The sequence below is a fragment of the Actinoplanes sp. TBRC 11911 genome, assembly GCF_012933445.1.
Lineage (GTDB): Bacteria > Actinomycetota > Actinomycetes > Mycobacteriales > Micromonosporaceae > Actinoplanes.
In genome coordinates this window covers 90118-111075 of record NZ_JABBNC010000035.1, presented here as the reverse complement: position 1 = coordinate 111075, position 20958 = coordinate 90118, and the positions used below count along the sequence as shown (strand labels likewise).

At 70.3% G+C, this 20958-nt stretch carries 19 protein-coding genes and 1 riboswitch; of the genes, 11 read left to right on the top strand and 8 right to left on the bottom strand.

Going from position 1 to position 20958, the window contains the following annotated elements:
• Positions 1-6 precede the first annotated feature (6 nt).
• Complete coding sequence (locus HH310_RS34480; protein WP_169179926.1) at positions 7-1110, top strand: alanine racemase; 1104 nt, start codon at positions 7-9, stop codon at positions 1108-1110.
• On the opposite strand, the gene HH310_RS34475 is transcribed toward HH310_RS34480, so the two are convergent.
• Positions 1097-1726, bottom strand: a complete 630-nt coding sequence (locus HH310_RS34475; protein WP_169179913.1) for a bifunctional 2-polyprenyl-6-hydroxyphenol methylase/3-demethylubiquinol 3-O-methyltransferase UbiG — start codon at positions 1724-1726, stop codon at positions 1097-1099. The genes HH310_RS34480 and HH310_RS34475 overlap by 14 nt on opposite strands.
• 1131 nt (positions 1727-2857) lie before the next feature.
• Between HH310_RS34475 and HH310_RS34470 the strand changes: the two genes are divergently transcribed.
• Positions 2858-3607 (top strand): helix-turn-helix transcriptional regulator, encoded by a 750-nt coding sequence (locus HH310_RS34470; protein ID WP_169179912.1) that lies wholly within the window; start codon positions 2858-2860, stop codon positions 3605-3607.
• 43 nt (positions 3608-3650) lie between these two features.
• Here HH310_RS34470 and HH310_RS34465 read toward each other — a convergent pair whose 3' ends face one another.
• From HH310_RS34465 to HH310_RS34445, 5 genes are all read right to left on the bottom strand, one after another.
• Positions 3651-4148, bottom strand: a complete 498-nt coding sequence (locus HH310_RS34465; protein WP_169179911.1) for a peptide deformylase — start codon at positions 4146-4148, stop codon at positions 3651-3653.
• A gap of 45 nt (positions 4149-4193) precedes the next feature.
• A complete protein-coding gene (locus tag HH310_RS34460) occupies positions 4194-4712 on the bottom strand; it encodes a SigE family RNA polymerase sigma factor (protein ID WP_248294703.1) in 519 nt (172 codons plus the stop codon).
• Positions 4709-5494: a hypothetical protein gene (locus HH310_RS34455; RefSeq protein ID WP_169179910.1), complete on the bottom strand. Its 786-nt coding sequence runs from the start codon at positions 5492-5494 to the stop codon at positions 4709-4711. Before HH310_RS34455 ends, HH310_RS34460 begins: the two co-directional genes overlap by 4 nt.
• A gap of 98 nt (positions 5495-5592) precedes the next feature.
• Positions 5593-6159: a dihydrofolate reductase family protein gene (locus tag HH310_RS34450; protein WP_169179909.1), complete on the bottom strand. Its 567-nt coding sequence runs from the start codon at positions 6157-6159 to the stop codon at positions 5593-5595.
• A 32-nt stretch (positions 6160-6191) separates the two neighbouring features.
• Complete coding sequence (locus tag HH310_RS34445; RefSeq protein ID WP_169179908.1) at positions 6192-7439, bottom strand: chorismate-binding protein; 1248 nt, start codon at positions 7437-7439, stop codon at positions 6192-6194.
• Positions 7440-7560: 121 nt separating this feature from the next.
• Between HH310_RS34445 and HH310_RS34440 the strand changes: the two genes are divergently transcribed.
• A complete protein-coding gene (locus tag HH310_RS34440; RefSeq protein WP_169179907.1) occupies positions 7561-7761 on the top strand; it encodes a DUF5999 family protein in 201 nt (66 codons plus the stop codon).
• Between the two features lie 402 nt (positions 7762-8163).
• Here the strand turns inward: HH310_RS34440 and gcvP are convergent, their stop codons facing one another.
• The gene (gene gcvP / locus HH310_RS34435) at positions 8164-10959 is read right to left on the bottom strand and encodes an aminomethyl-transferring glycine dehydrogenase (RefSeq protein ID WP_248294702.1); all 2796 of its coding nucleotides are present in this window, start codon (positions 10957-10959) and stop codon (positions 8164-8166) included.
• Between the two features lie 71 nt (positions 10960-11030).
• Positions 11031-11125, bottom strand: a riboswitch (glycine riboswitch).
• 50 nt (positions 11126-11175) lie between these two features.
• On the opposite strand from gcvP, the gene mgrA reads away from it, so the two are divergent.
• The 8 genes from mgrA (at position 11176) to HH310_RS34395 (ending at position 20288) form a co-directional block, all read left to right on the top strand.
• On the top strand, positions 11176-12171 hold the full coding sequence (mgrA, locus tag HH310_RS34430) for an L-glyceraldehyde 3-phosphate reductase (protein ID WP_169179905.1): 996 nt from the start codon (positions 11176-11178) through the stop codon (positions 12169-12171).
• On the top strand, positions 12168-12842 hold the full coding sequence (locus HH310_RS34425; RefSeq protein WP_169179904.1) for a DNA polymerase beta superfamily protein: 675 nt from the start codon (positions 12168-12170) through the stop codon (positions 12840-12842). Before mgrA ends, HH310_RS34425 begins: the two co-directional genes overlap by 4 nt.
• An 879-nt stretch (positions 12843-13721) precedes the next feature.
• Positions 13722-14468 carry an alpha/beta hydrolase gene (locus HH310_RS34420; protein ID WP_169179903.1) on the top strand — a complete coding sequence of 249 codons (747 nt, stop codon included), beginning with the start codon at positions 13722-13724 and terminating at the stop codon, positions 14466-14468.
• A 97-nt stretch (positions 14469-14565) separates the two neighbouring features.
• Positions 14566-14958, top strand: coding sequence for a hypothetical protein (locus HH310_RS34415; protein ID WP_169179902.1), 393 nt, complete (start codon positions 14566-14568; stop codon positions 14956-14958).
• Between the two features lie 129 nt (positions 14959-15087).
• On the top strand, positions 15088-15738 hold the full coding sequence (locus tag HH310_RS34410; RefSeq protein ID WP_312034515.1) for a nucleotidyl transferase AbiEii/AbiGii toxin family protein: 651 nt from the start codon (positions 15088-15090) through the stop codon (positions 15736-15738).
• Between the two features lie 10 nt (positions 15739-15748).
• Positions 15749-18235: an RNA helicase gene (locus tag HH310_RS34405; RefSeq protein ID WP_169179901.1), complete on the top strand. Its 2487-nt coding sequence runs from the start codon at positions 15749-15751 to the stop codon at positions 18233-18235.
• Positions 18235-19620 (top strand): DUF4118 domain-containing protein, encoded by a 1386-nt coding sequence (locus HH310_RS34400; RefSeq protein WP_169179900.1) that lies wholly within the window; start codon positions 18235-18237, stop codon positions 19618-19620. Before HH310_RS34405 ends, HH310_RS34400 begins: the two co-directional genes overlap by 1 nt.
• Complete coding sequence (locus tag HH310_RS34395; RefSeq protein ID WP_169179899.1) at positions 19617-20288, top strand: response regulator; 672 nt, start codon at positions 19617-19619, stop codon at positions 20286-20288. The genes HH310_RS34400 and HH310_RS34395 overlap by 4 nt, the downstream gene beginning before the upstream one ends.
• Here HH310_RS34395 and HH310_RS34390 read toward each other — a convergent pair.
• Entirely contained in the window at positions 20285-20929 is a 645-nt protein-coding gene (locus tag HH310_RS34390) for a DUF6082 family protein (RefSeq protein ID WP_169179898.1), read from the bottom strand. The genes HH310_RS34395 and HH310_RS34390 overlap by 4 nt on opposite strands.
• Positions 20930-20958 lie beyond the last annotated feature (29 nt).

Genomic DNA, 20958 nt, shown 5'->3' with positions numbered 1-20958 from the left:
GAGCACATCGCGTGGGGCACGCTGCGACGGCCGGTGTGCGCTTACGTCTACGACACCGCCGCACTGCGCGCGCGGACCGCCGAGGTGCGGGCAAGTCTGCCCCCTTCCGCCGTTCTCCTGTACGCCGTGAAGGCCAACGGCAATCCGGCGGTACTCGGGGCGCTGGCCGAGGTGTGCGACGGTCTGGAGATCGCGTCCGGCGGGGAGCTCGCGCTGGCACGAGCGGCCGGCGCGAAACGGATCGTGTTCGCCGGCCCCGCCAAGACCGACGCCGAGCTGGCCGCGGCACTGGACACCGGCATGCTGATCAACGTGGAGAGCGTGCACGAACTACGCCGCATCGCCGCCCTCGGCGACCACCCGGACGTGGTGCTGCGCGTCAACCGAGCCGGCACCGCGCTGCACGGCAGCCACACGATGACCGGCACCCCGACACCGTTCGGCATCGACGAAACCCAGCTCGGCGACGCGCTGGCCGTGCCCGGGGTGCACGTGATCGGCTTCCACCTGCACGCCGTGTCGAACAATCTGGACGGTGCCGCCCACGCCGCGTTCGTCCGTGACTGCCTCGACTGGTCGGCCCGCACCGCCGCCGCCCACGGCGTCGACCTGCGGGTGGTCAACGTCGGCGGCGGGTTCGGCGTCGACTACGTCACCGGCGCGTCCATCGACCTGTCGCCGCTACGCGACATCGAGGTGCCCGACGGCGTCGAGCTGATCTTCGAGCCGGGCCGGTTCCTGGCCGCCGACGCCGGCTGGTACGCCGCCGAGGTGATCGACCTGAAGACCACGCACGGGCGTACGTTCGCGGTGCTGCGCGGCGGCACCCACCATTTCCGCCTGCCCGCCGCCTGGGGTTACAGCCACCCGTTCACGGTCGTGCCGGTCGACGACTGGCCGCATCCGTGGCCGCGCCCGTCGGTGACCGACACCGAGGTCGACGCGGTCGGTGAGCTGTGCACGCCCCGTGACGTGCTCACCCGCGGCCAGCACGTGGACCGGCTGCGGGCCGGGGACATCCTGTTGTTCGCCCGGACCGGCGCCTACGGCTGGGACATCTCCCACCACGAGTTCCTGCGCCACGACCCGCCCGAGTTCATGATTCTCTGACGAACCAGGCCCGCCACCGCGATCCAAATTCCTCCACCCGTACGCCTCGAACCCCGTCCCCGGCAACGGAATCGACCTCGGCGCGGGTCAGCGGCCACGGCGGCCCGTCGTCGTCAGCGGTCGCCGACGCGAACGCCAGCACCAGCAGCGTCCCGCCCGGCGCGACGAAATCCCGTACGGCCGAGATCGCCCGCGCCCGCAGCTCCCGCGGCAGCGCCTGCACGTTGTTGCTCTCCACCACCAGATCGAAGCTTCGCCGCCACTGCGGAGGCGGGTCGAACAGGTCGGCCACGTGATAGTCCACGCGGGTGTCCGGATGCCGCTCGCGGGCCAGCCGGATCGCCGTGTCCGAGATGTCGAACGCCGTCGTCGCGTACCCCAGCCCGGCCAGGAACTCGGCGTCGCGTCCCGGACCGCACCCCACCACCAGCGCCGCCCGCCCCGCCCCGGCCGCAAGGTCCGCGCCGCGCAGGCTCTCCGCCGCGTCCGGTCGATCCCACGGCACCTCGGCCCGGCCGTCCCCCGCCTCCGCATAAAGCCGCTCGAACCAGCCGGTCGCGTCCCCCGCGTCCAGCGACGCGTGGGCCAGCCGCCGGGCGTCCTCGTCACCGCTCATGCCCCCATTCGACCATCACCGGCCGCGGCACGGGGGCCCCCGCGGCGTGGCGGGCGCGCCGGCCCGCTCGCAAGGCGGACAATTAACGCAATCATCATCGATCTCCCGCGATGTGGGGTCTGCGGCCAACCTGGCTAAGGCCACCTGGCTGCGGCCTCGAAATCGTCCTCGCCGCAGGCGCGAAATCGTCCTGGTCGCGTGACGATCGCTCGTGGCCGGACCGTCCACTATGTGGAACACCGCGGCCGCATCATGGACTTTTTGTGAACCTTGGATACTTGCGCCCACATACGAGCCACAACTCTCCAAGGTTCACATGCGGCCTGAAAATCGCGCCGGGCAAAAGGCCCATTACATGGTAAAACCATCCTCTACAATGGACGTCGATCTCACATCGCGGACGGCGGGCCCATAACGTGGACGCGGGTCTCAGCAGGCGGTCGCCCGTCCCACGGAATGGGCACGCCGCGCAGCCGCACGCCGCGCCCAGCGGCCCAGCTGTCCAGCGGCCCAGCGGATCCGACCCGTCTCCGGAAATATCGGATATGCGAGGGTGGGCCGGCCGCAGTACGCAACCAAGCGGTGGTCGGCTGTGTCACCCCGCGACCGCGCGACCGACCCTGCGGCGAGCTGCCGGCGCGCCTCAGTGATCCGCAGGCGACGGCGCAGCATCTCGCGACCCCGTGAACGGCGCCGACCGCGCGCGCGACGGGCACTGTTCCGCGACTACCGCAATCGGGCACGACCCAGCACCGGTCGGCCCGCGACCGCTGCTGACCGCTACGCCCACCGGCTCGCTTATGACTTGCTGGTCCAGTTGCTCCGGGCGCGTTGACGGCCGTGGAGTCGCCGAATTCGATATCCGCCAGGGACGTGTCGGCCCGCAAACGGCCTTCGCGCGGATTCCGCCAACGGCACGCGCCGCGAGAACCCCCCAGCCTGCCCGCACCCCGGCGGTCTCCCAACCCGGGCGGCCGCGACGACGCTTGGGCGGCCCTTACTCGGCAGCCCGCCGTCGGGCCTCGCAGGCGCGCTGCGCAGACGGCCTTCCCGGCCGGATTCCGCAAGGCAGGCGTGGCGGGCGGCGGATGTTCGGTGCGGGCCGAACTGTCGGGGCGGCATCATCGGCTGATGGACGACGCTGAAGGACTCGCCGCGTGGGCGGCGCTGCTCGCCGACCGCAGCCGGGCCGCGATGTGCCTGGCGCTGCTCGACAACCGTGCCTGGACCGTCGGGGAGCTGGCCCGGCACGCCGGCGTGGCGATGCCGACGGCCAGCGAGCACGCGGACCGTCTCGTCAACGGCGGGCTGGCCGCCGAGCACCGGCAGGGCCGGCACCGCTACCTGAGCCTGGCCGGCCCGGAGGTCGCCGCGCTGCTGGAGTCGGTCTCGTCGCAGGTCGCGCCCGGTCACGCGCCGCTCCGGTCGATGGCGGCCGCGCACCGGATGCGTAACCTCGCCGCGGCACGCACCTGCTACGACCACCTGGCCGGCACGCTCGGGGTGGCCGTCGCCGACGCCCTCGCCGCGACCGGTGCCATCGACCGGCGCTCCGGGCTGACGCTGACCGGCGAGGGACGCGCCCTGCTCGGCAACGTCGGCATCGAGCTCGCCACGACCACCCGGCGGCCGCTGCTGCGCGACTGCCTGGACTGGACCGAGCGGCGCCCGCACCTGGGCGGCGTGCTCGGCGCGGCGATCTGCCGGCACGCGTTCGACGCGGGCTGGATCGGGCGCATCGGCACCGGCCGGGCGGTGCGGGTCACCCCGGCCGGCGCGGACGCGTTCGCCGATCAGCTCGGCGTGGTCGTCCCCTCGACGCCGGATACTCCCGGCGCGATCTATGCGGCGCGGGGAGCACCGCGCGTCATCAATGCGTAGCCGGACGCGACCGACGTCACCCCCACACCTGCCGCACTGCGGATCATCCCCGCGGGGCTGGATGCACGCGGCGCAACTCCCGCAGCGCCTGCCGGCGCACGTCGCCGGTGAGGGTGTCGATGTAGAGGCGGCCGTCGAGGTGGTCGGCCTCATGCTGCAGCGCCCGCGCGAGGAAGCCGGTGCCGTGGATGACCAGCGGCTCGCCGTGCATGTCGAACCCGGTGGCGGTCACCGACAGGGCGCGCTTCGTCGGGTACGCGAGGTCGGGCAGCGACAGGCAGCCCTCCTCGTCGTCCTGCTCGCCCTCGAAGCCGGAGAGCACCGGGTTGACCATGTGACCGACCTCGTCGGCCACGTTGTAGGAGAACACGCGCAGGCTGACCCCGATCTGCGGGGCGGCGACACCGGCGCGGCCGGGCTCGCGGACCGTGTCCTCCAGGTCGGTGACCAGGGCACGCAGCTCCGCGTCGAAGGTGGTCACCGGGTCGGCCTCGGTGCGCAGGACAGGGTCACCGAAGATCCGGATGGGCCGAACTGTCATGCCCCGAAGGCTACCGGGCCGTTACCGCCGCGGCGGCACACAGGGTCAGACGGCGAACAGGGTCAGCTGGTCGGCGGCCAGCAACTCCCGCAACTTGACCAGCGACCGCCGCGTCTGGCTCTTCACCACACCGGCCGGCACTTCGAGCGCGTCCGCCACCTGCTCCACACTCAGGTCCTCGAAATAGCGCAGGATGATGATCGCCCGGTCCCGGGCCGGCAGCCGCCCCAGCGCGTCGAGCATGGTCAGCCGCAGCTCCGGGCTTTCCCGGTACGCCGGTTCGTGCAGCACCGCGTGCACGGTCTCGCTCGACGACCGGCGTCTGCGGTGGTCCAGGAAGGTGCGCAACAAAATCTTCTGCGCGTACGCCGTGAGGTTGTCCGCCAGCACCGCCCGCCGCCACGACAGGAACAACTTGGTCAGCGCCGTCTGGGTCAGGTCCTGCGCGAGGTGCCAGTCCCGGCACAGCATGAAGGCGGTGGTGCGCAGCCGCTCGGCGTGCGCGTTCGCGAACTCCGCGAACTCCTCGTCCTCGGTCATCGGCGCCAGCACGTCCCCGGTCATCGGCCGGCCACCGGCACGACCGGGAAGCGGCGCGCCCCGGCATCGACGAGCCCCGCGTCCATCGTGAAGCCCCAGCGCGGGTCGGACACGACGGCGACACCCTGCCCGGCGGTGAGGGCGCCCCCGGCCGGACAGGACGCGATGTCCAACCGCACCCGCACCCCGTCGGGCCGATCGGCCGTCACAGTCGTCGTCCGCGAACAGTCACCCGGCGTGTGCGCCACATCGACGGTGAGCGTGCCCGCGCCGCCCCGGCCGACCGTCACGGCGAGCATGCCGGCGCCGGCACCGGAGTCCACAAACAACCGAACACTCAGGTCGTCACCTGCGGAAACCCCGTACTCGCCGGTCTTCGCGGGCCGTACGAGCTCTGTCAGAAGCTGAAGCATGGCAGCGGATGTCGCTTTCTTCTGCTCTCCCCCGGCACGCGCCGTGCCGTCGTGGCTCGTCACCGTACGCTCACGGGGCGAGCCGGTGGGGGCCGAAGTCATCATCGGCACAGTTTCGGGAGACAACGACGGCATCGATACGTGAGGATCGATGCCGGTGCCGTCCGCGACCACCGGCACATGCGCACGCGACGGGGTTGCCTCGTCACGCAGAAGGAGCCCGGCGAGGACCAGCACCGCCACCAAGCCCGCACCGAGAGCGACCCGGCGCTGACGCCGCACGCGCCGGGCACGGCGGCCGGCGGCCATCGCGGCGCCGACGATGTCGCCGATCGGGGGCGGGCGCTCAGCGTCGAGCTCGGACCGCAGCAACGCCCGCAGCTCTTCCGTCACCACGACCTCTTCCCGCCTTTACCCACTAAGACGTGCCGGCGGCACCGGCCGGTGACACGTCATCGCACCCCCTTTCAACGCAGCCTCGGCCGGACCCGTCACGCGCGGGCGTCCACCGAGTACGTCAGGTAGGCGAACTGGGAAAGCCGCTCCACGTTGGTCAGACGCAGGCGTTTCGAGCTCAGGCGCCGCGGCAGCACCGGCGCACCGGCACCGAGGGTCACCGGGGCGACACCGAGGATCACCTCGTCGAGCAGCCCCTCGTCGGCGAACGCCCCGACGAGGGCGCCGCCGCCGACCAGCCAGATGTTCTTGCCGGCGGCGGCCGCGGTCATCGCCTCGTGCACCGGGCGCACGTCACCGCGCACGAACGTCAGGTTCACCCCCGGGATCGGCGGCAGCGAGCGATGCGTGAACACCCAGGCCGGGACGTCGCCGTAATACTCGTGCCACTTGGCCGGGTTCTCGAGTAACTTGTCGTGGTCGAGGATCCACTCGTAGGTGGTCGCGCCCATCGCGAACGCGCCGATGCCGGCGAAGAACGCGGCGAACGGCGGCCCCTCGCCCTCCTCGCCCTCCACCTCGAACAGCCAGTCCAGCGAGTTGTGCTCGTCGGCGATGAAGCCGTCGATGGTGGTGGCGGTGTAGTACTGGGTTGATGGCATGGGGTCACCCTGCCATCGGGGTACGACAATTCTCAGCCGGACTGCAGCGCCGCGCGGATGGGCGCCGCTTTGGCCGCCGCCTCCGCCACCTCGGCGTCCGGGTCGCTGTCCCAGGTGATGCCGCCGCCGGCCCAGGCGTGCACCCGCTGCCCGTCGACCGCCACGGTCCGGATGCTCAGGCCCAGGTCCAGATGGCCGGTGCCGATCCAGCCCAGCGCGCCCATGCTGACGCCGCGGCCGACCGGTTCCAGCCGGGCGATCTCGGCCAGCGCGGCAAGCTTCGGCGCGCCGGTGACCGACCCGCCCGGGCACACGGCCCGGAGCAGGTCCGCGAGGCCGAGACGGCCGGTGATCGGCGCGGACACGACGGATTCGGCCTGCCACAGATCGACCCACCGGCGTACGGCGAAAAGCTCGTCGACCCGCACCGGCCCGACGCCCGGCAGCCGGGCCAGGTCGTTGCGTTCCAGATCGACGATCATCACGTGCTCGGCACGTTCCTTGCGGGAGGCGAGCAGCTCCCGGCGCCCGGACGCGGTCGCCGGCCGGGTCCCCTTGATCGGCCGGGTGATCACCCGGCCGTCGCGCACCTCGACCAGGGTCTCCGGGGTCGCGGTGGCGAGCGCCCAGCCGTCGCCGCCCAGAACGCCGCCGTAGCGGGCGCCGGGCAACGCCGCGACCCGGCGCAGCGCCGGCCAGGGATCACCCGTGTACGGCGCGATGAGGTGCCCCACGACGTTGGTCTGATAGACGTCACCGCGCCCGATCGCCTCCCGCACCGCCTGAACGGCGGCGGCATGCTCGGCCGGACTCCAGGACGACGTCCACGGCCCGAGGGTCCAGGAAGCCGGCATCCGATTTGTCCCGGACGCTCCCGGCACGAGGTAAGTCTCTCCGGGCGTGTCACGAACATCCGGCGATTCAGCGTGTTCGTAGACGACGGCGTACACATCGGGCACCCCCGGAACCGGCGACGGCCGCCCCGGATCCGCGCCGGCCATCACACAACCGGCTGCCGCGGACACATACAGTGCCGCGCCGCAGAGGGTGCCATCGCCGGACGGATGAACCTGGGTAACCGTTCGGCCAATATTTCGCACGTCCAGTCCGTTGCCCGCGAGGAACCCGGAGACAAGCTCAGCAGGGTCACCTCCCGCACCCGCGAACCAACTGAATATCGCTGACGCACGGTGACGGCCCTGGCAGGACGCCGGAGACCCCGGCGGTACGTCAATCCGACGTGAATGAAGGTGGCCGAGCGACGTTGTTCCGTGGACCATACAAACCGAGGATTCTCGCAACTCCGGCGCCGTCACCGCCTCAATCCGTCCTCGTTCGGTTTGAGGTAACGTCCATCACCGTAGTTGTGAATCATCACACAGCCCCCACCGGAGACCCCCGATGTGCCAGCACCAAACCCCATGTCCCGCAGCGGACGACACCGATCGCGAGGCCGCGCGCATCGTCGCGGCGCACCCCGAGCAGGGTTGGAGCCTTCTCTGCAACGGCGTGATCACCTTCGAGGACACGGGTGAGATCCTTCCCGACGGCTCGATGATCGAACCGCACCGCGGACCGGCTCCCCACGCCCTCGCGGCCTGACGTGCAAGCACCGGCCCCGCGGCCGGTGCACGCCGGCCGATCGGTCACGCAGAGTAGCGAACCGACTCTTTTCTCGCTCACCGTCGAGCCCTCCCCCTGACCTAGGACGCCGCTCCGACGGCCCGCCATCTCCGCGAGCAACGACGACTCGCGGCGGGCGCCGCCACCGCACACCCCGAAACCCCCGTTCGGGTACGCCGGCAGGCCGCGCCCCACCAGTTCCGGACACCGCCGCCCCCGCCCCGGTCCGCGCGAACCCCCGTCCACCCGCGCGCACGGTGCGAACCGACGCCCGCCCAGCCGCCGGCGCTCCGGGCACAACGCCCACCCCCGCGTTGCCCCGGCAGCCACCCCGGCTGGGCGGGCCGCTCCCGCTCGGCGGAACGGGGGCGGCCCGCGATCTCAGTCCTCGAACGCCTCCGGCGGCGGACACGAGCAGACCAAATTCCGGTCCCCGTACGCCCCGTCGATGCGCCGCACCGGCGACCAGTACTTCGACCCGCGATCCACACCCTTCGGGAACGCCGCCACCGACCGCGGGTACGCGTGCGCCCACTCGTCGGCCGACACCGCCGAAGCCGTGTGCGGCGCGTTCGCCAACGGGTTGTCGCCGGCCGGCCACACCCCCGCCGCGACCTGGTCGATCTCACCCTTGATCGCGATCATCGCGTCCACGAACCGGTCCAGCTCGGCCAGGTTCTCGCTCTCGGTCGGCTCCACCATCAGCGTGCCGGCCACCGGGAACGACATCGTCGGCGCGTGGAACCCGTAGTCGATCAGCCGCTTCGCCACGTCGTCCACCGACACCCCGGTCGCCTTCGTCAGCGGCCGCAGGTCGAGGATGCACTCGTGCGCCACCAGACCCTGGTTACCCGCGTACAGCACCGGGAAGTGGTCCTTGAGCCGCGCCGCCACATAGTTCGCCGCCAGCACCGCCGACCCGGTCGCCGCCTTCAGGCCGTCCGGGCCCATCATCCGCACGTACGCCCACGAGATCGGCAGGATGCCCGCCGACCCGTGCGCCGCCGCCGACACCGCACCCGACGACTCGCTCAGCGGGTCACCCGGCAGGAACTCGGCCAGGTGCGCGCGCACCGCGACCGGCCCGACCCCGGGACCGCCACCGCCGTGCGGGATGCAGAACGTCTTGTGCAGGTTCAGATGCGACACGTCCGCCCCGAACCGGCCCGGCCGCGCGTACCCGACCAGCGCGTTCAGGTTCGCCCCGTCCACGTACACCTGACCGCCCGCGTCGTGCACCTTCGCGCACAGATCCGCGATCGACTTCTCGTACACGCCGTGCGTCGACGGATACGTCACCATGATCGCCGCCAGGTTCCCGGCATGCGCGTCGATCTTCGCGTCCAGGTCGCCCAGGTCCACGTTGCCGTTGTCGTCACACGCGACGACAACCACCCGCATACCCGCCATCACCGCCGAAGCCGCGTTCGTGCCGTGCGCACTCGACGGGATCAGGCACACATCACGGTGGTTGTCGCCCCGCGCCAGGTGATAGCCGCGAATCGCCAGCAGCCCGGACAACTCGCCCTGCGACCCGGCGTTCGGCTGCACACTCACCGCGTCGTACCCCGTGATCTCCGCGAGCCACGCCTCGAGCTGCGACACCAGCCGCTCGTAGCCGGCCGCGCGCTCCGCCGGGGCGTACGGGTGAATGCTCGCGAACTCCGGCCAGGTCACCGCGTCCATCTCGGTGGCCGCGTTCAGCTTCATCGTGCACGAACCCAGCGGGATCATGCCCCGGTCCAACGCGTAGTCCTTGTCGGACAACCGGCGCAGATACCGCATCATCGACGTCTCGGAGTGGTGCGTGCGGAACACCGGATGCGTCAGGAACTCCGACGTACGAGGCAGCGAAACCGTGCCCGCCGAAGCAACCACCGGCGCGTCGAAAACCGCCAGCACCGCCGCCACGTCCGCCACCGTCGTCGTCTCGTCACACGAGATCGACACCCGGTCCCCGCCCACCAGCAGCAGGTCATAGCCCGACTCGGCGGCCGTCGCGACAATCTCCGCGGCCCGCCCCGGCACGATCGCGGTCACCGTGTCGAAGATCGCCTCATGCGCCACCTCGACACCCGCCGCACGCAGGCTCCCCGAGATCGTCAGCGCCCGGCGATGCACCCGCGACGCGATCGCCTTCAACCCCTCCGGCCCGTGATACACCGCGTACATGCTCGCCATCACCGCGAGCAGCACCTGCGCCGTACAAATGTTGCTCGTCGCCTTCTCCCGGCGAATGTGCTGCTCACGCGTCTGCAACGCCAGCCGGTACGCGGGCGCGCCCTCGGCGTCCTTCGACACACCCACCAGCCGGCCCGGCAACTGCCGCTCCAGCCCGGCCCGCACCGCGATGTAACCCGCGTGCGGCCCGCCGAAGCCCAACGGCACCCCGAACCGCTGCGTCGTGCCCGCCGCGATGTCCGCCCCGATCTCCCCCGGCGCCCGCAACAACGTCAGCGCCAGCAGATCCGCGGCCACCGTCACCAGCGCACCCCTCGCGTGCGCCGCCACGATCAACGACTCATGATCCCGTACGGCTCCGGAAGCTCCCGGATATTGCAGATGCAGCCCGAAGAACTCCTCCGGCAGCTCGGCACCCGCGTCCAGATCCACCAGCACCAGCTCGATGCCCAGCGGCTCGGCCCGGGTCCGCAGCACCGACAACGTCTGCGGCAACGTGTCCGCGTCCACCACGTACACGCCCGACCGCGACTTCGAACCCCGCCGCGCCAGCGTCATCGCCTCGGCCGCCGCCGTGCCCTCATCGAGCATCGACGCGTTCGCCGTGGTCAGACCCGTCAGATCGGTCACCATCGTCTGGAAGTTCAGCAACGCCTCCAGCCGGCCCTGCGAGATCTCCGGCTGATACGGCGTATAAGCCGTGTACCAGGCCGGATTCTCCAGCACGTTGCGCCGGATCACCGACGGCGTGAACGTGCCGTAGTAACCCAGGCCGATCATCGACCGGGTCACCGTGTTCTGCGCCGCGATCTCCCGCAGCTCCTCGATCGCCTCCTCCTCAGAGGCGGCATCCGGCAGATCCAGCGACCCGTGCCAACGGATCACCTCGGGAATCGCGGCATCCATCAGCGCGTCCAGCGACGCGTACCCGATGGTCTTGAGCATGAGGGTCTGCTCGTCCGGGTCCGGACCGATATGCCTTGATGCGAACGTCATGGCGGCTCCCAGGGGAGAGGTCGACAGGGCGGCCTCCCCCTCTGTCATACCCTCGCGGTACTTCAGAGTCGCCTGCCCACGCGGTCCTTTTGCCTGAGAGGTTCCGGGGAGGATTTGCCCCTTCGGCGCCACCCCTTGACAGGGCGGACTCTCCCGCGTGGCTGCGCCAAACGTACCAGCGATCATTTGACGAACCGATGACCCTATGGTGTTCGTGTGACATACGCCCCCGCGAACAATCGCTACGACACCATGACGTACCGCCGCTCCGGACGCAGCGGGCTCAAACTGCCCGTCATCTCGCTCGGCCTGTGGCAGAACTTCGGCACCACCCGGCCCCTCGAAACGCAGCGAGCGATCGTCCGGCGCGCCTTCGACCTCGGCGTCACCCACTTCGACCTGGCCAACAACTACGGCCCGCCGTACGGCACCGCCGAGTCCAACTTCGGCCTGATCATGGAGAAGGACCTCCGCCCGTACCGCGACGAACTGGTCATCTCCTCCAAGGCCGGCTACGACATGTGGCCCGGCCCGTACGGCGAATGGGGCTCCCGCAAGAACCTGCTCGCCTCGCTCGACCAGTCCCTCAAGCGGCTCGGCCTCGACTACGTCGACATCTTCTACAGCCACCGCTACGACCCGGACACCCCGCTCGAGGAGACCATGGGCGCCCTCGACACGGCCGTGCGTTCCGGCCGCGCCCTCTACGCCGGCGTCAGCAACTACAACGCCGAGCAGACCGCCCGCGCCGCCGCCATCCTGCGCGACCTCGGCACCCCGCTGCTCATCCACCAGCCGTCCTACTCGATCCTCAACCGCTGGACCGAGCACGACAACCTGCTCGACACCCTCGAAGAGGTCGGCGCCGGCTGCATCTCGTTCAGCCCGCTCTCGCAGGGCCTGCTCACCGACCGCTACCTCGGCGGCATCCCGGCCGACTCGCGTGCCCGCACCAGCATCACGCTCAGCGAGAACGACCTCGACGCCCGCACCCTGCAACGGCTGAACGCCCTCAACGACATCGCCAAGCGCCGCGGCCAGAGCCTCGCCCAGATGGCCCTCGCCTGGGCGTTACGCGACCCGCGCATGACCAGCCTGGTCATCGGCGCCAGCAGCGTCACCCAGCTGGAGAACAACCTCGGCACCCTCGGCAACCTCACGATCAGCACCGAGGAAGCCGACGAGATCGACGCCACCGTCCTGGACCTGTGACCGACCTCGTCGCCGACCACACGATCCTGTCGGTCGTGGTCGGGTCCCGGGCCTACGGGCTCGACGGACCCACCTCCGACCATGACCGGCGGGGCGTGTTCGCCGCACCCACACCCCTGTTCTGGCACCTGGACAAACCGCCCACCCACCTCGACGGGCCGCTGCCGGAGCAGTTCAGCTGGGAGATCGAACGCTTCTGCACCCTCGCCCTGCAGGCCAACCCGACGGTCCTCGAAGTCCTCTGGTCCCCGCTGGTCGAAAAACTCACCCCGGCCGGTTCGGCGCTGCTCGCGATCCGCTCGGCGTTCCTGTCCCGCCGGGTTTTCCAGACCTACGGCGCGTACGCCTCGGACCAGCTCAAAAAGGTCTCCGCCCGGCGGTCCCGAACCGGCGACACGAACCACAAGCAGGCCATGCACATGATCCGGCTGCTGATGGCCGGCGTGCACGTGCTGCGCACCGGCTCCGTCCTGGTCGACGTCGGCCCGGCCCGCGACCGCCTGCTCGCGGTCCGTCAGGGCACCGCATCCTGGGAGTCGATCACCGACTGGGCCGCCGAGCTCCAGGCCTCGCTCGCCCTGGCCGCGGCGGAAACTCGGCTGCCCACCGCCCCGGACCGCGCCAAAATAGATCAACTGCTGGTGCGCGTACGGGAACAGGGTTTGACATGACCGCCGAGGTGACGGCGTGGGCCGCCCCGCTCCGCCGCCGCGTCCGCCCGGCTCCTGCCACCGCATCCGCCCCGCTCCGTGCCTCGGCGAGCACCGCGGCGGGTGCGTGATCGATTCGGGCAGTTGGTCCGTCGGCGAAGCCGTCCGTTGTGTTCTTGGTGCGGCTTGCCGCACCGTTCGTAATGCGTCCTAGGATTCTAGGATTAAGATGGTCCCCGTGCGGCGCGAGCCACGGGATGCCGGAGGTGGTCGTCGCCGGGCAACATCCGAAGGGGAGCGCCTGTTAACAGCAGCGCGGGCCGATATCCGACAAATGCTGTTAATACATGCCGACGCTGTCGGAAATCGTACGGGTGAGCTGGCGGGGCGGTATCCGCGTCCGGCCGCGCTCTCATCATGCGGTCGCGGACGCCTACATACCGGGATGTCTGTCCGAATAGGACACTCGTTTTGTGCAGGTTAGTTCCCTTTTGGGCGGGCTGCTGGCCGGGTGATTTCGAGACCTTGGAGAGTTACGCCCACATACGAGCCCGAACTCTCCAAGGTCTCGAAAATCCGATCGTGGGCACTCAGCCGACGTGGACATGGCAGCGGCCAGAACGGGGCGAATCGGCATGTATGGACTCCTCCGGTCGGAGCGTCGAGCAAGGCGATCGTCCTCGGCGAACGCGCGGCGGTGTGCGGCGATGGAGCGTCGGCTTGCTGGCAAAAACGAACGTTCGTTCGTGGAGCGAGAATAGGTGAGGCAGGCATCCGGGCCCGCGGGTGCAGCCGCCGCTGGCCTGCCTATGCCTCATCGCGGTGCTCGGCGGCATCGCGCTGTAGTTCATCCACGTGGACGGATAGGCAAGGGCGGCGCCGGACTGCTTCGATGGACGGATGGCGGACGCGATCCAGTGGGGTGAGCGCCGGCTCGCGGCGGGCGTCGTCGAGCGGACCTTCCTGGTGAACCGCACGATCCCCGGCGTGCTCTGGATGCCCACGCCGGCCGCGCTGCCCTGCCCGGTCGTCCTGCTCGGGCACGGCGGCAGCGGCCACAAACGCAGCGAACGCGTCGTCGGCCTGGCCCGCTGGTTCGCCGCGCACGCCGGCCTGGCCTCGGTCGCGATCGACGGCCCGTACCACGGCGACCGCTACGCCGAGGACTACCAGGAACGCATCGCGAAGGCCGGCGTGGAGCGCGTCCTGGACCGGATGACCCGCGACTGGCGCGCGACCATCACCGTCCTCACCGGCGAGGGCATCGCCGACGCCGACCGGATCGGCTACCTCGGCATGTCCATGGCCACCCGCTTCGGCCTGCCGCTGGCCGCCGCGATGGGCTCGACGTTGCGGGGCGCGGTGCTCGGGAAGTTCGGCCTGCGGCAGGGCCCGGACCTGCACCCCGGCCTGGAGTCCGCCGCCCGCGTGACCGCCGACGCCCGCGCCGTGGTCACGCCCGTGCTGTTCCACGTCCAGTGGGACGACGAGGTGTTTCCCCGCGACGGCCAGTTCGAGCTGTTCGCCCTGCTCGGCTCCCCCGACAAGCAGCTCGCCGCCTTCCCCGGCACGCACACCGACACAAAGGACAGCGCGGTCCTCCTGTGGCGCGATTTCATCTGCCACCACCTGGCCAAGCACCACTGATCCGGGACCGTCCGGTGTGTCCCGGACACACCCTCTGAGGCGTCCTAGGATTCTAGGAATTAAGGAGGCGGGCGAATGTCGGTTTACGCTGATCGTCATGCGCGCCGCTCTTGACGCCGTCCACCTTGCCCGGCCACACCGGCCCGTGCTCGTGGCGGGCACTCTCGGCGAGCTCGCCGGCCCCACCCGCGGGCTGGTCGAGCTGCCGCTGCGTCTGTGGTGGGGCCCGCAGCGCGCGTTCGATCTGGCCGAGCCGACGATGCTGGCCTGGATGTACGAGAACGTCCTGCGCGAGGCCATTCGTGTCGAGGAGCTCCGGGCCTACCTGGACGGGCCCACCCTGGTGCGGGTGTGGCCGCAGCTCAACCTCCCCCGCGCGGTGCGGGCCGCCTGGGAGGCGCGCCACCCCCGCCTGCGCCTGGCCGCCGCCCACCAGGCCGCCGCCGGCCTCGAAAGCGCCGACGCAGGCCCCCAGCTCCGCCACGCCTGACAAGTCTCGCGGCTGACGACCTCGCGGCCGCCGCCCCACCGAATCGGTAGCGGAGGCCCGGAGCCGCCGCCCCTCCCGGCGGATAAATAATTGCCGAATGCCGACCCGCACCCGCCCCGGCGCCCCGTCGTGAGCCCCGACGAACTCTTCCGGGACGTCGCCCGCATCGCGCTCACCGTCGCCACCAAGCACGGCTTCGTCCTGGGCGGCGGCGTCGCCTGGCTGGTCAACGGCCTCGTCGACCGCCCCACCGAGGACGTCGACCTCTTCACCGACACCGCGGGCGGCGTCCAAGCCGCCGCCGGCGAGGTCACCGCGGCACTCACCGAAGCCGGCTACCGCGTAGTCCGCGAGGAAGGCGACGACCTTTTTGCCGGAATGTCGGCAGATATCCAGGAATTTCTGGTCGCAGCCGACAACCGCGCCCTCCGACTCACCCTCTGCCGCCTGGACCGCCAACGTGCCCCGGTAGTCATGGACGTAGGCCCGGTCATGCACCTGGACGACCTGGTAGCCACCAAAGTCGCCGCCCTGGTAAACCGCCGTGAGGTGCGCGACTACATAGACGTAGCAGCAGCCCTCGAGCGCTACCCCTTGACCCAGATCCTCGCCTTGGCACGAACGGCCGACCCCGCCCTCGACCCGGAAGACATAGCCGACGCCGGACGTTATCTGGATCGCCTGGACGACGCCCGGTTCGCTCTCTACGGGCTCACCCCCGCCGACATAGCAACCCTGCGGCAGCGCCTGGCGAACTGGCCACGATCCCTATCCATATAGTTGACACATCATGACACTGACCGACCGCCTGCCCAAAGATCACGATCCCGACTCCGTCTTCGACGCCTTCCAGAAGTGGGCCACCGAGCAGGGCCTCTCCCTGTACACCCACCAGGAGGAGGCGCTCATCGAGATCGCCACCGGCGCGAACGTCATCCTCAACACCCCGACCGGCTCGGGCAAGAGCCTGGTCGCCACCGGCGCGCACTTCGCCGCGCTCGCCGACGGCCGCACCACCTTCTACACCGCGCCGATCAAGGCCCTGGTCAGCGAAAAGTTCTTCTCGCTCGTGTCGATCTTCGGGGCGCACAACGTCGGCATGCTCACCGGCGACGCCAGCGTCAACGCGGACGCCCCGATCATCTGCTGCACCGCCGAGGTCCTGGCGAACCTGGCGTTGCGCGAGGGCAAGGACGCCGACGTCGGCCAGGTCGTCATGGACGAGTTCCACTTCTACGCCGAGCTGGACCGCGGCTGGGCGTGGCAGGTGCCGCTGATCGAGCTCCCGCAGGCGCAGTTCATCCTGATGTCCGCGACCCTCGGCGACACCACCCGCTTCGTCGACGATCTCACCCGCCGCACCGGCCGGCCCACCGCGGTGGTGGCCAGCGTCGAGCGCCCGGTCCCGCTGCTTTTCTCGTACGCGATGACCCCGCTGCACGAGACGATCGAGGAGCTGCTGACCACCCACCAGGCGCCGGTCTACATCGTGCACTTCACGCAGGCCGCCGCCCTGGAACGCGCGCAGGCGCTGATGAGCATCAACATGGCGACCCGCGAGGAGAAGGACAAGATCGCGGCGGCCATCGGGAACTTCCGGTTCACCGCCGGTTTCGGCCGCCAGCTTTCCCGTCTCGTACGCCACGGGATCGGCGTCCACCACGCCGGCATGCTCCCGAAGTACCGCCGTCTCGTGGAGACGCTCGCCCAGGCCGGCCTGCTCAAGGTCATCTGCGGTACGGACACGCTGGGCGTCGGCATCAACGTCCCCATCCGTACGGTGTTGTTCACCGGCCTGTCGAAGTACGACGGGGTGAAGACGCGGCTGCTCAAGGCGCGCGAGTTCCACCAGATCGCGGGCCGGGCCGGGCGGGCCGGGTTCGACACGATCGGCACCGTCATCGTGCAGGCGCCCGAGCACGTGATCGACAACGAGCGCGCCCTGGCGAAGGCCGGCGACGACCCGAAGAAGCGGCGCAAGGTCGTCCGCAAGAAGCCGCCGGAGGGCACGATCGGCTGGGGCCAGCCCACGTTCGATCGCCTGGTCGCCGCCGACCCGGAGCCGCTGACCTCGTCGTTCCAGGTGTCGCACGCGATGCTGCTCAACGTGATCTCCCGCGGCGGCGATCCGTTCCAGGCGATGAAGCACCTGCTCACCGACAACCACGAGGAGCCGGCCGCGCAGCGCCGCCACATCCGGCGGGCGGTGGCGATCGCCAAGGCCCTGATCGCCGGCGGTGTGATCGAACGCACTGATCAAGGTACATATCGCCTGGTCGAGGATCTCCAGCTCGACTTTGCGCTGAACCAGGCGCTGTCCCCGTTCGCGCTGGCCAGCCTGGAGCTGCTCGATCGTGACGCCGGTGACTATCCGCTGGATGTGGTGTCCGTCATCGAGTCCACTCTTGAGGACCCGCGCCAGGTACTTTCCGCTCAGCGGCAGAAGGCTCGCGGCGAGGCGGTCAATGCGATGAAGGCGGAGGGCATCGAGTACGAGCAGCGCATGGAGCTGCTCGAGGATGTCACCTACCCTCGTCCGCTGCTGGAGCTGCTGGAGAACGCGTACGAGACCTATCGGCGCGGCCATCCGTACGTCGCCGACTACGAGCTGAAGCCCAAGAGCGTGGTCCGCGACATGTACGAGCGGGCGATGACCTTCACCGAGTACGTGTCGTTCTACGGGCTGTCCCGCTCCGAGGGCCTGGTCCTGCGGTACCTCGCGGACGCGTACCGGGCGCTGCGGCAGACGGTGCCGGAGGACGCGCGTACCGAGGAATTGACCGATCTGATCGAATGGCTGGGCGAGCTGGTCCGGCAGGTCGACTCGTCGCTGCTCGACGAGTGGGAGCGCTTGCGCAACCCGGGGGCCGAGATCGAGGAGGTACGCCTCGACGACAAGCCGCCCGCGGTCACCCGCAACACCCGCGCGTTCCGGGTGCTCGTGCGCAACGCCATGTTCCGCCGGGTCGAGCTGGCCGCGTTGCGCCGCTACTACGACCTGGGCGAGCTGGACGGCGAGTCGGGCTGGACCACGGACGCCTGGCAGGACGCCCTGGAGCGGTATTACGACGAGTACGACGAGATCGGCACCGGCCCGGCCGCGCGCGGTCCCGCGTTCCTGCACATCGACGCCGGTGCGACCGTCTGGACGGTGCGGCAGGTGTTCGAGGACCCGAACGGCGACCACGACTGGGGCATCGACGCGACCGTCGACCTGGCCGCCTCGGACGAGGCCGGGACCGCCGTCGTGCAGGTCACGAGCGTCGGCCCACACTGATGATCGGCGGGCCGCCGCTGTCCGGGCGACGCCGTGTCGCCGGGTACGCGCTGGCCCTGTCCGCGTTACCGGTGCTCAGCGCCGTGGCGTACGAGATCGGCATGGCCCTGTCCGACGTGATCGTGCTGTACCTCGCGGTCGTCGTCGGCGTGGCACTGGCCGGCGGTCTCGGCCCGGCGCTGCTCGCCGCGGTGGGCTCGTTCCTGCTGCTCAACTACCTTTTCACCCCTCCCGTACGCTCGTTCGACATCGCCACCCGCAAAAATCTGCTCGCCCTGGTCGTCTTCGTGATCGTGGCGACCGGCGTCTCCTGGATCGTCGACCTGGCCGCGCGCCGCACCCGCCAGGCCGACGAGGCGAGCCGCGACGCGCACACCCTGGCCGAGGTCGCCGGCGGGGTGCTGGGCGGCGCCGACCCGCTGGACGCGTTGCTGAACCAGTTACGGGGCTCGCTCGGCCTCGCTTCCGTGAGCCTGCTCGAACGCGTACCGGAAGGGGGTTGGAAGGTGGCCGCGGCCGTGGGTGGACCGGTGGCCGAAAGCCCCGCCGAGGGTGACGTGCGCGTGCCCGCCGACGAGGACCGCATGCTGGTGTTACGCGGCCGGCAGCTGGCCGCGGGCGAGGAACGGATCGTGCGGGCGTTCGCCGCGCAGGCCGCCAACGCGCTCACCCAGCAGCGGCTGGCCGTCGCCGCCGAGGGCGACCGGGTCCGCAGCGCCCTGCTCGCGGCCGTGTCGCACGACCTGCGCTCCCCGCTGGCCGCGGCGAAGACGGCGGTGGACGGGCTGCGGCTCCCGCTCGACGAGCAGGACCGCGCCGAGCTGCTGGCCACCGCGGACGAGTCGCTGAACCGGCTGACCGAGCTGGTGGCGAACCTGCTCGACATGAGCCGCCTGCAGGCCGGCACGCTGGGCATGACCCTGGTCGACGTGGGGCTCGAGGACGTCGTGCCGCGGGTGCTGACCGAGGTCGGCGAGCAGCGCGTCGTGGTGCGGTTGCCGGACGGCCTCTGCGGCGTACGGGCGGATCCGGGTCTGCTCGTGCGGGTCCTGGTGAACTTGCTGGCCAACGCGTTGCGCTACAGTCCGGCGACCGTGCCGCCTTCGCTGGTCTCGTGCCTCGACGGCGACATGCTGCGGGTGCGGGTCGTCGATCACGGTCCGGGCATCCCGGCGGCCGACCGGGAACGGGTGTTCCAGCCGTTCGAGCGGCTCGACGACCGCGACTGCCATCACGGTGTCGGGCTGGGGCTGGCGCTGTCGCGGGGCCTGACCGAGGCGATGGGTGGCACACTGCTGCCTGAGCCCACGCCCGGTGGCGGCGTCACCATGGTGGTCTCGCTGCCCTGCGCCCATCCCTCCGCTGACCTCGATGGGGCCTCATGACCCGCATCCTCGTCGTCGACGACGACCCGCAGATTCTGCGCGCCCTGCGCATCAACCTGCGCGCCCGCCACTACGAGGTCGACGTGGCGGCGGACGGCACCGAGGCCCTGCACGTCGCGGCCGCCCACCCGCCGGACCTGGTGGTGCTCGACCTGGGCCTGCCCGACATGGACGGCGCCGAGGTGATCCGCGGCCTGCGCGGCTGGAGCAGCATCCCGATCATCGTGCTCTCCGGCCGCGCCGAGGGCACCGACAAGGTCGACGCCCTGGACGCCGGCGCCGACGACTACGTGACCAAGCCCTTCGGCGTGGACGAGCTGCTGGCCCGCATCCGCGCGGTGACCCGGCGCGCCCACCCGCAGGACGGCCCGGGCGCGGCCCTGGCCACGATCGGCGACTACCGCATCGACCTGAGCGACCACACGATCAGCCCGGATCTGCGGCTCACCCCGACCGAGTGGCAGTTATTGGAGCAGCTGCTCCGCAACCCGGGCAAGCTGATCACCCAGCGGCAGCTGCTGCACGAGGTGTGGGGCCCGCAGTACAGCACGGAGACGAACTACCTGAGGCAGTACATGGCCCGCCTGCGGAGGAAGCTGGAGCCCGACCCGACCCGCCCGAGGCACCTGCTGACCGAGCCGGGGATGGGCTACCGGTATCAGCCTTAGGCGTCAGGGGTCGCGGGGTCGTCGTACTCAGCGCATATGTTGTCCAGCTTGGCCGCGAAGAGATATTCCGGGCCGCCCGGGTTGAGCGAAGCTCTGATGTGCTTTCCGGCCGTCCAATATCCACGCATGATCGGACTGGTGAAGAGATAGCGCATGCTCGCGACGACATCTTCGTCGGAGGCCTTGTTCAGCTTCAGCGAAGTCCAGTGGAACTGGTAAATGATATTCGCATAGAGATACTGACGGTTTTGCGTCGCCGACAAACCCGCCGCGTATGCCGGCCAGACGTCGGCCAGTTCCAGGTCGTCGACGCTCATTCGCATTATTTCCAGATGCATGGCACTTAGATTGGCGGCTACGCTCCCCTGCAGCTCGCGGAACTGAATCCGTGCGGTGATCACCACCGCCGCCAGGCTCAGGATGGCGATGATCGAGCTCAGCGCGCCGAAGGTCTGACCAACGTCGCTCCATCGGCTCCAGTCCTCCGAGGTTCCCCGCCATGCGAGGGTAGCGGCCAGGCCCACGCCGACAGCGAGCGCGAATGCCACCAGAAAACTCAGCCCCACCCACAACGAGAACCGGCCCAGAGACACTGCCCTTTCCAGATTCTTGACATGGGTCATCGTTTTTACGCCCTTCAAGTCGGCATCCGTCGTTCCCCCGGCAAACT

What these genes read in the sequence shown, in the direction of transcription:
- HH310_RS34450 (WP_169179909.1), bottom strand. Translation starts at nt 6,159, where the DNA reads ATGCCATCAACCCAGTACTACACCGCCACCACCATCGACGGCTTCATC.
- HH310_RS34465 (WP_169179911.1), bottom strand. Translation starts at nt 4,148, where the DNA reads ATGACAGTTCGGCCCATCCGGATCTTCGGTGACCCTGTCCTGCGCACC.
- HH310_RS34400 (WP_169179900.1), top strand. Translation starts at nt 18,235, where the DNA reads ATGATCGGCGGGCCGCCGCTGTCCGGGCGACGCCGTGTCGCCGGGTAC.
- HH310_RS34475 (WP_169179913.1), bottom strand. Translation starts at nt 1,726, where the DNA reads ATGAGCGGTGACGAGGACGCCCGGCGGCTGGCCCACGCGTCGCTGGAC.
- HH310_RS34470 (WP_169179912.1), top strand. Translation starts at nt 2,858, where the DNA reads ATGGACGACGCTGAAGGACTCGCCGCGTGGGCGGCGCTGCTCGCCGAC.
- HH310_RS34440 (WP_169179907.1), top strand. Translation starts at nt 7,561, where the DNA reads ATGTGCCAGCACCAAACCCCATGTCCCGCAGCGGACGACACCGATCGC.
- HH310_RS34445 (WP_169179908.1), bottom strand. Translation starts at nt 7,439, where the DNA reads ATGGTCCACGGAACAACGTCGCTCGGCCACCTTCATTCACGTCGGATT.
- gcvP (WP_248294702.1), bottom strand. Translation starts at nt 10,959, where the DNA reads ATGACGTTCGCATCAAGGCATATCGGTCCGGACCCGGACGAGCAGACC.
- HH310_RS34415 (WP_169179902.1), top strand. Translation starts at nt 14,566, where the DNA reads ATGCGCGCCGCTCTTGACGCCGTCCACCTTGCCCGGCCACACCGGCCC.
- HH310_RS34460 (WP_248294703.1), bottom strand. Translation starts at nt 4,712, where the DNA reads ATGACCGGGGACGTGCTGGCGCCGATGACCGAGGACGAGGAGTTCGCG.
- HH310_RS34405 (WP_169179901.1), top strand. Translation starts at nt 15,749, where the DNA reads ATGACACTGACCGACCGCCTGCCCAAAGATCACGATCCCGACTCCGTC.
- HH310_RS34420 (WP_169179903.1), top strand. Translation starts at nt 13,722, where the DNA reads ATGGCGGACGCGATCCAGTGGGGTGAGCGCCGGCTCGCGGCGGGCGTC.
- HH310_RS34395 (WP_169179899.1), top strand. Translation starts at nt 19,617, where the DNA reads ATGACCCGCATCCTCGTCGTCGACGACGACCCGCAGATTCTGCGCGCC.